The sequence below is a fragment of the Psychrobacter sp. C 20.9 genome (genome assembly GCF_001921765.1).
Classification (GTDB): Bacteria; Pseudomonadota; Gammaproteobacteria; order Pseudomonadales; family Moraxellaceae; genus Psychrobacter; species Psychrobacter piscatorii_B.
Map to the genome: position 1 here is coordinate 57,941 of NZ_MRYC01000002.1, position 12,357 is coordinate 70,297.

11 protein-coding genes are annotated in these 12,357 nt (G+C 44.4%); 3 read left to right on the forward strand and 8 right to left on the reverse strand.

The genetic code is table 11. The annotated features are described in order from the left end of the window. Nucleotides 1-63 precede the first annotated feature (63 nt). The 4 genes from metK to BTW00_RS01725 all read right to left on the reverse strand — a co-directional run bounded on the left by metK (nt 64) and on the right by BTW00_RS01725 (nt 4,549). Nucleotides 64-1,230 carry a methionine adenosyltransferase gene (gene metK, locus BTW00_RS01710; RefSeq protein WP_075105952.1) on the reverse strand — a complete coding sequence of 389 codons (1,167 nt, stop codon included), beginning with the start codon at nt 1,228-1,230 and terminating at the stop codon, nt 64-66. A gap of 479 nt (nt 1,231-1,709) precedes the next feature. After that, on the reverse strand, nt 1,710-2,405 hold the full coding sequence (nth, locus tag BTW00_RS01715; protein ID WP_075105953.1) for an endonuclease III: 696 nt from the start codon (nt 2,403-2,405) through the stop codon (nt 1,710-1,712). A gap of 91 nt (nt 2,406-2,496) precedes the next feature. Beyond that, nucleotides 2,497-3,354, reverse strand: a complete 858-nt coding sequence (locus tag BTW00_RS01720) for an RnfABCDGE type electron transport complex subunit B (protein WP_075106075.1) — start codon at nt 3,352-3,354, stop codon at nt 2,497-2,499. Nucleotides 3,355-3,658: 304 nt separating this feature from the next. After that, nucleotides 3,659-4,549, reverse strand: a complete 891-nt coding sequence (locus BTW00_RS01725; RefSeq protein ID WP_075105954.1) for a LysR family transcriptional regulator — start codon at nt 4,547-4,549, stop codon at nt 3,659-3,661. A gap of 93 nt (nt 4,550-4,642) precedes the next feature. On the opposite strand from BTW00_RS01725, the gene BTW00_RS01730 reads away from it, so the two are divergent. Continuing rightward, the gene (locus BTW00_RS01730) at nt 4,643-5,572 is read left to right on the forward strand and encodes a DMT family transporter (RefSeq protein ID WP_075105955.1); all 930 of its coding nucleotides are present in this window, start codon (nt 4,643-4,645) and stop codon (nt 5,570-5,572) included. Between the two features lie 77 nt (nt 5,573-5,649). Here BTW00_RS01730 and nudC read toward each other — a convergent pair whose 3' ends face one another. The 3 genes from nudC to dnaQ all read right to left on the reverse strand — a co-directional run bounded on the left by nudC (nt 5,650) and on the right by dnaQ (nt 10,200). Then, entirely contained in the window at nt 5,650-6,594 is a 945-nt protein-coding gene (nudC, locus tag BTW00_RS01735; protein ID WP_075105956.1) for an NAD(+) diphosphatase, read from the reverse strand. Between the two features lie 131 nt (nt 6,595-6,725). Then, entirely contained in the window at nt 6,726-8,408 is a 1,683-nt protein-coding gene (locus BTW00_RS01740) for a hypothetical protein (protein ID WP_075105957.1), read from the reverse strand. Between the two features lie 148 nt (nt 8,409-8,556). Next, the gene (gene dnaQ, locus BTW00_RS01745; RefSeq protein ID WP_075105958.1) at nt 8,557-10,200 is read right to left on the reverse strand and encodes a DNA polymerase III subunit epsilon; all 1,644 of its coding nucleotides are present in this window, start codon (nt 10,198-10,200) and stop codon (nt 8,557-8,559) included. A 388-nt stretch (nt 10,201-10,588) separates the two neighbouring features. Between dnaQ and BTW00_RS01750 the strand changes: the two genes are divergently transcribed. Together BTW00_RS01750 and BTW00_RS01755 are read left to right on the forward strand one after the other, a co-directional pair. Next, nucleotides 10,589-11,137, forward strand: a complete 549-nt coding sequence (locus tag BTW00_RS01750; RefSeq protein ID WP_256713956.1) for a hypothetical protein — start codon at nt 10,589-10,591, stop codon at nt 11,135-11,137. A 100-nt stretch (nt 11,138-11,237) separates the two neighbouring features. Then, complete coding sequence (locus tag BTW00_RS01755; RefSeq protein WP_058025396.1) at nt 11,238-11,543, forward strand: hypothetical protein; 306 nt, start codon at nt 11,238-11,240, stop codon at nt 11,541-11,543. 101 nt (nt 11,544-11,644) lie between these two features. Here the strand turns inward: BTW00_RS01755 and BTW00_RS01760 are convergent, their stop codons facing one another. Next, nucleotides 11,645-12,124, reverse strand: a complete 480-nt coding sequence (locus tag BTW00_RS01760) for a YkvA family protein (protein WP_058025390.1) — start codon at nt 12,122-12,124, stop codon at nt 11,645-11,647. Between the last annotated feature and the right edge of the window lie 233 nt (nt 12,125-12,357).

The window sequence follows — 12,357 nt, forward strand, 5'->3', positions numbered from 1 at the left end:
ATAATAAGTGTCGATAATTTTAGTATATAAAGACGGTTTGTAAATGATTCAACGTAATGACTCTTATAAGCCAGCGTCTGCTTTTAAGATATCAGCTTTGTCTGTTTTTTCCCAAGTAAAGGCAGTTTCTGAGCCTTGACGACCAAAATGTCCAAAGGTAGCCGTCTGCTGATACATTGGTTGTAACAGGTTCAACATACGAGTGATGCCATAAGGACGCAAATCAAAGTGAGTACGAATCAGGCGAATGATCTCATCGTTACTGATTTTGCTCGTACCAAAAGTGTTGACAGAGATAGACGTTGGCTCAGCAACCCCAATCGCGTAACTGACTTGTACTTCACAGCGATCAGCAAGACCAGCTGCGACGATGTTTTTGGCCACATAACGTACGGCATAAGCAGCACTACGATCTACTTTTGAGGGATCTTTACCACTGAAAGCACCGCCACCATGACGTGCCATACCGCCGTAAGTATCGACAATGATTTTGCGGCCTGTTAAGCCTGCATCACCCACAGGACCACCAATGACAAACTTACCCGTTGGGTTGATATGATAGCGCGTACCTGCATGTAACAGATCAGCCGGTAGCACTTGCTTGATGATAGATTCCATCACTGCTTCTTGCAGATCAGACTGCGAGATGCTCGGATCATGCTGAGTTGATAGAACGACCGCATCGATTGCAGCAGGACGGTTGCCATCATACTTCAAGGTAACCTGCGCTTTGGCATCAGGACGGAGCCAAGGCAGCTCGCCTGCACGGCGCAGCTCAGACTGACGCTCCATCAAACGATGGGCATATTCAATAGGGGCCGGCATTAATACATCAGTTTCATTACTGGCGTAACCAAACATTAAACCTTGATCGCCTGCACCTTGCTCCTCAGGATCATGACGATCGACACCTTGCGCGATTTCAGGAGACTGCTTACCCAGCATATTGATGACAGCACAAGTCTCGCCATCAAAACCCAAATCTGAGTGGTGATAACCAATGCCGTTGACCGTGTCACGCACTAGACGCTCTAAATCAATATTGGCAGTTGTGGTGATTTCACCGGCAAGTATCACCGCGCCTGTTTTTACTAAAGTTTCGCAGGCCACACGTGCGTGTAAGTCTTCACGTAAGATAGCATCAAGGATGGCGTCTGATATTTGGTCAGCCATTTTGTCAGGGTGGCCTTCGCTCACAGATTCGGAGGTAAATAAGTTGTATTCACGCATAATGGGATCGCTTAATTGAATCAATAAAGGTAGGAAAAGCAACACTCTGGGTGCTGCTCTAATTAATGTTGACCACGCATTTACGCGGCAGATAATCGGTATTTCTCAATGCTAAAAATCGGTGTTGAACAAAGTTTTTGTCATCAATTTGGCTAAAATCTAGACCTACTATCATTCAACCAATTCATATATGGAGCAATGATAATAAGCTTTTATGGCTATGGCAGTAGAGAGTTAGGTCAATGTTCGCTCTAATAGGCTACTCTCAGTGTGCAGATTGCCTTATCAGAAGCGGGATAATTGCCAAAATCTCTTAACGCAAAATAGGGTTATTCTACCCTGAAACGTTATAAAACTCTAGTGAGCAGCACTTTCTATACTATAAGAAATGCTCAACAAGTGATTCACTGTCGTAAAACGTAGGTACTTGCCAGTGCATGGCTACATAAGTTTGTTTTTGAGACAGGATTGTCACTACGTTATAGTTCTAAAAAGGTCGCTTTATCTTTAAACATACACTCTTCATAGACGGGGCATGCGCCGCATTTGGGTGTACGCGCTTGGCAGGTATAACGCCCATGTAAAATCAGATAATGATGGGCATCAACGATAAAATCATCGGGTATACGCTCGACCAGTTTGTTTTCGACGATGAGCACCGTTTTACCAGTAGCGAGTCCAGTACGATTGCCGACGCGAAAGATATGCGTGTCGACCGCCATGGTTGGCTGACCAAAAGCAGTATTCAAAACTACGTTGGCGGTTTTACGCCCCACACCAGCTAATGATTCTAGATCTTTGCGGTTGTCAGGGACGGTGCTATCAAACTTTTCAATCAAATCGCGGCAAGTCTTGAGGACATTTTTGGCTTTTGCGTTATATAAGCCAATATTTTTGATATACGTCTTTAGACCTTCTTCGCCTAGTGCCAGTATAGCTTCAGGTGTGTTCGCCACGGGGTACAACTGCTGGGTGGCAATATTGACGCTCACATCAGTTGCCTGTGCAGATAAGATAACGGCGATGAGCAGCTCGAAATTACTGCCGTAATTTAGCTCGGTGACAGGCTCGTCAATCGTCGCCGCTAGCTTTTCAAAAAATGGACGCACATCGCGATTGGGCATTCTTCTAGAGGGCGGTGTATCGGCTGTTTTGTGTTTGACCGTTTTACTCATGGTGTTTTAACTATTATTTTAGTGAGTGGTGTTGCAAAATTATATGCTAGCGATGGCATTTATATGAGTTATTAAAGTATCAATCACGTAATCACAGCACCGCTTGTAATGCGTCGAGCTCTGCTTGCAAGCCTTCAAGCTCCATTTGTTTTTTATCATTGGCGCGCACGCTGAGCTGCTTTTCGAGTTTTTTAATTTTGGTACGTAGTTTAGCCGCTGCAATGGTATTCTTTGCTTGTGCTTCGCTAATATTTAGCGATTGGCTCGCTGCATTGTTGAGCTTGGCCTCTACCATGCTGACCACAGGTTTGCTATTGCTAGTATCAGCCAGTTGTTCTGTCACGCGTTTGAGATGCGTGTGGTAGCGCTGTCTTAAATCTTCTTGTTCGGCTACTCTCTCAAAGGGAGAAAGCTCACGCTCGACAATGACCAAGTCGATACAATCAACAGGGCAGGGTGCGATACATAGCTCACAGCCTGTGCACAAATCGGTAAAAATCGTATGCATGTGTTTGCCAGTACCGACGATAGCATCCACTGGACAAGCCGGAATACATTTGGTACAGCCGATACAGTCGTCTTCACGAATCACAGCACGAACCTCTGTTGGACGTCCTGATGTCATGTCTATCGGCCATTGTGATGGTGCGGCTGTCAGATGAGTATCTATCCCAATCGTCTGAGCGATAGCGTCCGTTACTGGCTGGCCACCAGGGACACATTTATTGTAAGGCTCACTCTCTAATACGATAGCAGCGGCGTAAGGCAAGCAGCCATCTGGATGCTCACAAAGCCCGCATTGTGTTTGCGGCAGACAAGCATCCACGCGTGCAATTTTTGTCTGTACATCATTTGGCAGAGTGTCAATGTTCAGCGACTCAAACAAGATCGGTAAGTCTGCCAAGCGTGTCTGTGTAACATTTTGAGGATGGGTGTCGGTTTGGGACATGGTATTACTGGCCTTAGTATCGGTCATCATTAGCGATTGTCACTTATGTCTGTCAGTGGCTAGGTAGATAAGTGACTATTGATTGCATATTTTATAGGCAAATTATGGATCTTTGTACTGACGTTCTATGTCAAATAGTCAATCACCCAGCCGTGTCGATCGCTGTTGCGCTGCGAAGATTAACACATTTAAAGCCGTAAAACATCAGGGTCGAAAACCTAGTCTTTAACATTAAAAATTAAAGCATAAGATCAATGATATTGTGATGCATTTATTCTAAAAACGGTGAGCGTTTGCGGAATGTCTACTTACCAAAACGCTTGAGGATAAAATCAATCAATAGATGCATGCGATGAGGCATGTTATCACGGTCGCGATAGAGCATCTGGCAGCCTCTAGGTTGGTTATTCCAATCAGGCAATACTTGCTGCAAACCGCCTGATGTGATCAAAGGCTGTGCATCATAATCGGGGATGAAACCTAGACCGATGCCATCCGCAATAGCCCCCGTTAGTAAACTAATATTATCAACTTTTAGACGGATATTATTTGTTGGCTGATGCGTCTGTACCTCGCCCGTTATACGATGCTGTAGATGCCAAGTAGACATAGGGGTGCACAGTACCGTAGGGTAGCCTGCCAAATCATTGGGCGTTTGGATATCGGATACATCGATATCGCTGGCTGCACAAATCATAAAGCGAATATTGGTCAGCTGCCGCCCAATCCAATGATTGGCACTGTGTTCACCAATACGAAAAGCGACATCAATAGCTTGCGCGTCAATATCAATGGCCTGATTGGACAGACGCAAATCTAAATGGATATCTGGATATTGTTTTAAAAAAGCATTGAAATGCGGCGCTAAAATATCACTACCAAAATTGACAGGGGCGCTGATTCTGATTGTGCCTTTGGCCTCATTTTTATCTTGTAGTAAGCAACACGCGACGTTTTCTAACTCATAAAAGAGATGGGCGCTGCTCTTATAATATTGTTGCCCTGCATGGGTCAACTGTACGCGGTGCGCATCTCGGTTGAGCAACCTAAGTGCCAGATCTGCTTCTAGTTTGGCAACTCGGCGACTCAATGTCGATAGGGGCATGTCAAGCATTATAGAGGCTTGGCGAAAGCTGCCGTAGCGGACAACCGCGCAAAAACTGCGCATGTCATCGAGGGAGTAGTTAAATTTCATATTCAGAATCTATGCTCTCGTTATTGCTTGTTTATACCGTATTTAAAATATATACACTGGTGGTTATCTTTTCGCAAGTTTTTTGGGTGCAATATGAGCCGTTCAGCGAACACCACCGCCGTCCTATATTTATTACTGTGTACGTTTCTCTGGGGCGCAAGTTTTCCTGTCGGCAAGCATGCCTTGAGTGAAGTAAATGCATTAACCTTAGTCATGTGGCGTTTTAGCATTGCCTCGGTGTGTCTGTATCTTTATACAAAATATAAGCACATGCCAATCCCTAATCTCACACCCAAACAATGGGCGTGGGCGATTGGTGTATCCATCATTGGTGTTGGTGGCTTAAACTTGGGGCTGTTTACTGGGCTTGAACAGACCAATGCTAACAATGGTGCGTTGATTATGGCGCTTAGCCCGCTGGTGACTTCTTTGATTGGTTCTATAGCGCAGCGCCAGTTTCCTACCAAAGGCGCGCTGTTTAGTTTGGTGGTTTGTCTCTCTGGCGTACTGCTGGTACTGACCGATGGCGCATTTGCCAAACTGCTAGGGTTTGAATTTAACCATGGCGATCAAATGATTTTTTTAGGTATGCTGTGCTGGAGTCTCTATACTTATCTGACTCAAGGTATCAGTCGCTGGATGCCAATGATTCCTTATACCTTGGTCGGTATGCTGTCAGGTCTTGGGGTGATATCGCTCATGGTGTTATTTAGTGCAGAGGTACATCCATTGCAAGAAAGCTTAGCCATCAGTCGCAGTGTCTTTGGCGACTTGATATTTATTGGCGTCTTCGGCACGGTTGGCGGTTATCTATTGTGGATCTCTGGCGTCAAGCAGTTGGGCGCTGCTAATGCGTCATTATTCTTTAATTTTGTGCCAGTGTTTGCTGCGCTCACGGCCTTTGCTTACGGTCAGCAAGTGACCGCCTTGCAATTATTAGGTATGGCGATTGTGATTGCAGGGCTATTAATACCCAGACTCGTCAAATGGCAACATCAGCGTCTGACCGTCCATAATGTCTAAGTGAGACGCAGTAGGTACTGACATTAGCCGCTAAAATGAGCTGCCAGTGTCAGTGTCAGTGTCAGTGTCATTTAATTTTATAATAAAATGCCTTGTTCTTTGGCAATCTGATCGATCAATTCTCGAGCGATACTGCCCTTTGGTGGAATCTTTGGCAGGTTAGAGAGATCAAAAAAATCAGCATGCGCCAGTTCATCTTCTTGAATAATAATATCGCCACTGGCATAAGAGGCACGGAACCCAAGCATCAAATTGGAGGGAAATGGCCAAGGCTGGCTACTCACATAACGAATATCTGATACGCTGATATTGACCTCTTCTGCCACCTCACGTACCACCGCATGCTCAAGGTTTTCACCCACCTCAACAAACCCTGCGATCAAACCATACATGGGCGGCAGTTTTTGCTGTCCGTGACGGTGATGGTGAGCGAGTAAGATTTGCATTTCATCTGTTACTGGGTTTGGGCGGGTAATCGCCGTAATCACACATGGCTGGACGCGAGGATACTGGCGCAGCTGGCATACTGGACAAACCATGGCGCGCTCGCCTTGGTCAGCATGTACGGTAGGACTGGCACAGCGACTACAGAACTGCGTATCTGCTTGCCATCGTAGCAGCTGTATCGCTTGACTGATCTGGTCAGATAGGGCAACAGGTATGTTATTTATAAGCTGTCGATAAGGGACAAAGGTATCAGTACTGCTTTCGGCGATGATAGGCAGCGTCACGTTATGAGCGACTGCGTAATCATAAGTCATGGCAGTGGTGGACGGCGCAGTGAAGGTTTGGGCAGTGTTTTCATTGATCAAATCAGATGAAAGGCTATCCATATTATTATTATCATCAGATTGCCAGTGATTTGGCGATAGACTCTCATGTAGCGTCACGTGACCGAGCCGATAAGCTTGTTCGTCTGAACCAGTACTACTCTGTGGTAGTTGGATTTGTAATGGCCACCAACCATCTGGCATTTGACGGCATAAAACAGTGTCATCACTCAATATAAAAGCATGGGCCATAAAAGATTCCAAACAGTTTGAAGCAAATCCGTATCGATTTAGATACAGACTTATTTAACGTGAAGTATTCTGATTAAGTTTTATCACCGCAAAATGACAAAATGGCGACGATAAAACCTGTGCAAGCAGTACTAAGCAGCAAGTAGATGACTTAAGCTTTGCTGGCCAACGTCAAGCGCTTGTTTACTGACAGGACGATTGTTCTCAAAACCATCCAGATGATGATCGACCGCCATAATAACATCAGCAATATAAGCCAGTGTATCGTCTTCGATACGTCGTCCACTCTCTATGCGCTTTTCGATATAAATGGCTAATTGACCAAGCATGCTGGCGGGTGTTGGCAAATGTAAGAAGCGCAATGCACCTGCCACTTGGCGCATCATTCCCGGTATATTCTGAATATTAAGCATGTCGCGTTCAGGCTCTGCCAAATAGTCGTTAATTGCTTGCTCGGCACTTGCAATGGCGGTACGGCTTTCTTGTATGAGGGTATCGTATGATGTATTGAGCTGATGCAATGAGATATGCTGATTATTCAGTGGTAAGTAGATCGCCCCTGGGGTATGCATCTCTGCCATTGCAATTGTAGCATTCTCTGCATGCATCAATGCCAGTAATAAGTGATCAAAATCATCCGGCGAAGGCGCCTGCCAATGGCTGACCGCACCCGCCGCTGTGATAAGACTATCAGCTGCATTGGACAATCCTAGCAGGCGCAGTGCTGAGCTCAGTTCAGTCAACTCTTCGATAATCTGGGCAGTTTGCATATCAACAGGGTTTATGGAGTCGCCGCGGGCGTAGCTATCCACGTTTTCTTTGATGGTATTAATTTGAGATTGAATGATGTCGTTCAGCGTATCGGTCAGCGCGCGATTGGGACCAAACAAGAAACGCTTCATCTCCTCGAGCTGAGCACCTTCTAGATGGTTGCTTGCATACTGCTCACGAAGCTGCTGCGCCTCAACCGTATCACGCTGACAGGCAAAATTGACCAAGTCTGCGAAACGCGTGTCCATCACTGGTAAGTAGCTTTGAAATTGCTGCTCTAAGTAAATTAGTGTGTGCTTTTGGCTCAAGTTCAATGGCAAGACCGCTGCGATATCAGTCACGGCAGTAGTCGCTGCCTGCCAAAACAGACTGTTGGTATTTGCTGCGATCAACGCACAGGCAGCACTCATGGCATCGAGTTTTTGCTGATCGTTTGAGTCAATATTGCCATCTTGGTTGAGTAGGGCAACGCCAAGACCGCTACGATAGGCGTAAGTTAGCAGCTCTGTGTCTAGGTTAAGTGTGCTTAGTGGTTCGAAGTTTTTTTCAGGGTTGGCAATGATGACGCTACTGCTCCCAAAAGTAGAAAAGTCCTCGATCGTCATTGGTGGTTTTTGTCCATGCGCATTGAGCTTGTTAACCACTGGCAATAACAAAGTAGGCTCTACCGACTCAGTCAATAATACAAACTCGACATAGCGATCTAAAGTCATGATGGCTTCTGATAAATCCATGATGAGAGCCGTGTCATTGTTGTCGCCGTTGTCATAAAGGCGCTGTAGACCGTCAACGATCGCATTGTTTAACACTTCTGCACCAACAAGAGAAATCAGTTTAAAAATACAAGACAGCTGCTTTAAAACGCTAATAGAATCTGACAATAAAGGTGCTTGGCTACTATCGTCATTGAACTCGCTCAGATGAATCTCAGTATCTTTGAGCGTTGCGATAATCTCATCATGCAATAAGTGGAGTGACGGTAGGTTGAAATCAGTAACACTAAGCGTGGGGGCGGTTAACTTCATTTGCGCAGACTGGTCCATAAGTATTTTTCCATAATGTACTGATGAGAATGACGATGGTATCAATGGGGTAGTAAAAATATTGGTTAATGATGTTTTAACGTTTTATATGATAATAATCAAGGCTATATTGTACAAATGTTGGTGTAATTCAGGCTTGATGTAGCGACTACATATTGGCTTTTAGCTCAGGGTAGTCCTCTGCAAGAGAAGCGTACCAGCTTTGATTGGTGGTCTCATCTGACGTCGATGCTAGCAATAAATTGGCCAAATTGGCAAAACTGGTATGGGCAGTTTGCCCGCCCTCTGTGGGTGCGTCTTCTTCAATGGCAAGCGTCACTTGACCGCCAGTCATCGCCAAGTAAACTTCGGCTAAAATCTCTGAATCAAGTAAGGCGCCGTGAAAGGTACGGTCTTGCTTACCAACGTCCAGACGACGTACGAGGGCATCCAACGTGTTCTTTTGTCCAGGATATTGCTGCTTTGCCATGACCAGTGAATCAGTTACTTGTACGCGCTCAGCAAAGTCATTGAGACCGACTTTCGCAAACTCCATGTTTAAGAAGTTCATATCAAAGGTGGCGTTGTGAGCGATAATCTCAGCACCATCCATAAAGTCGTATAATGACTGGGCAACTTGATCAAAAGTAGGCTTGTCCGCCAAAAATGCCTCAGAGATCCCATGAATACGAATAACTTCATCATCCATGCCACGCTGCGGATTGATATAGACGTGCAGCTTTTCACCAGTAAATTTACGCCCAACCATCTCAACAATACCGACCTCGATGACACGGTCGCCTTTTAATGCGTCCAGTCCTGTGGTCTCTGTATCCATGATGAGCTGACGATTTGCTTCATGACGATGTATCGGTTTTGGCAATAGCGGTTTGAAATGAGGATTGGCACGGCTAGTATCCCCATCAAACTTGGGTGTATCAGTATCTATAGGTGGGATATCACTAGTCATGTCGGTATCATTCATGGGTACTTGGGCTTCTGGCATGGCTTTATTACTCATCATTTTGGGTGCGTGGTATTGATCGTGGTCAGGCGCTATCAGAGTATCATCAGGTATCATACGTTTTTCATGATGAGAATGACTGTCATTGATTCGTAACTTAGCTTCTGACACATCTTCGTCAAACTCGTCATCTACCATATCTAGACCCAATGGGTCGAACTTTAGCCAATCATCATTGGCGACAGGTTTTTTATCAGTCGCTATGCGGTCTTTTTTTTTAGGGGCGTCTGATTCGTTTATCACACAGGCTTTTATTATAGGTTCTTTTACCCTAGAGTCGTGACCACTGTTCGATGTGACACCTAAGTTTGCCAGTTCGTCTGCTTTTTCATTACCGGCATGTCCAGCGTGACCCTTAACCCAGTGCCAATCAACATCACGCTGTTGGCATAGCTTGTCTAATTGTTGCCAAAGATCTTGATTGGCGACGGGCTTTTTGCTCGCTGTTTTCCAGCCTTTTTTCTTCCAGCCCTCAATCCATTCGGTGATGCCTTTTTTGACATAACTTGAGTCTGTCCAAATCTCAATTTTTTGTGTAGGCGCGCTATGGGTTAGGGCTTGTATGGCGCCCATCAGCTCCATGCGATTATTGGTGGTTTCCGTATCACCGCCATATAAATCCTGCGTGCTACCATCGCTAAATATAAGGTGCGCGCCCCAACCGCCAGCGCCGGGATTACCTTTGCAGGCACCATCAGTGTACGCTACCGTTGTGTTTTTCTTGGCGGCTAGCGGATCAGTTGCGTTGCTTGTGTTAGAGTGTGGCATGGCGTTACGGTTGTCTGACATAGAGATGTATAAACCTGATAAATAGTAAGTATAAAAGTAGTATTAGAGCATCACGCTCATGCTAATTGAACAATGCTAGTGCCGCTGTGAGTATAACAAATCTATCGTAAATATGGGTGGTCGTGACGCACAAAATCATAAAACTAGCGATGGCAACGCATAACACAATAGTAACCTGATTGTTTTCTGTTAAAATAGCTTGGCTCGCTAAAAAACGTCTATTTTTTAGCGAAAATGCTTTTAAAGAAGCCAATACCAGCGCGCTGTCTTTGTCACATTTGTCACAATAGTATCCACAGAAAATATTTGTAGATAGCTATTTGATAGTTTTCTTATGACAACGCGCTCAGTGCAAGTCTCCCATACATGACCGCAGGATAGCTTTATTATGTCTTTATGCTCAAGTATTTTTTATAAGCGACTGACGTATCTGATGCTCAGTGCTACGGCCAGCACAGTGCTCCTTTTGAGTGGCTGTAGTGATAACAGTAGCACTCAAGCAGATACCGAAGTTGCAGCAGATTTATCTGTCTTTGCAGGTTGTTATACGGTGAGTCAAGATGAGCCTGCGCAAATAAAGGTTAGCCAACAAAAAGGCGCTTGGGTGATGCAGATGAAAGAGCCTGCAAGTGCTAAGCGTGTGTGGGATGAGCCTGAAGCGTTAGAAGTGATTAAAAATAGTGATATACCGCAGTTTTTCTCTATTGATCCAGATAATGTCGATGCGGTCATTGGACGTCCTGATCGAGTGCTAGTATTGGCGCATGTCAAGCCTGCCTATGCCAATATCGACCCACTCTTAGACAGTGAGTATCTGTCTTATATTTACCGAGGTGCTAACACCATCTATCGAGTAGCGTGTGACGACGTCAATACCGATATATTGGCCAATCCACACGCCAACATCATTATCGATAATGTGAATGAGAGTAGTTAGATAAGTATTGCTCATAGGTAGCATAAATATCGTTGATGATCAATCGTATTTGTCCAAAACGATCTTGCTACAAGCCTTTAAATCAGTAGAGTCAAGCTATATGAATTTTTTTAGTTATGTCGTGTTAGGTGGGTTTTCTTATGCCGCGGGTTGGGCGATAAGAACGTATGTATTAGAAAAGCAGCCGAAGACTGACCAACCTTATAATCTCAAGCATCCTGCTATTTTGGCGTTCTTGGGTGGGTTTTTTATCGTTATGCTGATTGTTTCGTGGTTGATTGGTCGCTATGCGCTTGGTCATGTGGCGATTGACTTACCATTTATTATTGTCAATAGTCTGGTTGCAACTTTCGTGTACTCGTTTGGCCTCAATCCAGAAAAAGCGAGCTATGATGTGCCTGATTAATTATTGATGTGAGGTTGATTCAAATAGCAAAAGCCACAACCAGTATGATGGTTGTGGCTTTTTTTATATTACAGTGATGTTAGCACTTAAGGCATGAGCAATTATGATGCTTTTTTGAGATCAGTACTGGTTTCATTGTCATCTTCATCATCAGTGCTGCTTTTATCATGACTGATCTTGTCCGTGTGTTTGTCATTTTCCGATGTGCTTTTGGTGTCTGATTGTTGTTGTTTCCACGACTTGTATTTTTGCAAATCTTTTCTTGCCTGTTTTAGGCAGAACTTGAGTACAAGCGCATCATCGATATAACCGATAAACGGAATAGAGTCTGGAACAAGGTCAATAGGGTTTAGTGTGTATATTGCCCCAACCACGCCAGCTGAGAGGGTTCTAAAAGGAATCTTACGATAGTCACCTTTATAGTAGTCTTTGATTAGACTCATAAATAGCATCAAATCATCGCTAAAAGGTTCAAGATAACTATTGTCCTCTAGCTTTTCTTTAAGTTTGTCTTCTTTTCCAATCAAGTATTTCAAATTAGAAACGAGTGTTTTTTCTTTATCATTTTTCTTGGTAAACATAATTGTTGCCTTTATTTTTGTGCGATGAATTTGTATCTACAGTAACAAACATACTCGCCCCATGTTGTGTGTCTCGGTAGCGAAAAAGTAAATATAGGTAAAGGCTTGGGTAACTTGACTGCTGGCAAGATGCGTTACAATGTTTGAGTATGACGGCGTCATTTGTGATGTGCGCTACTGCAAAAGATGACAATGTATAAGTCATAAAAACAAAAATGTATAGGTAGTAAAAA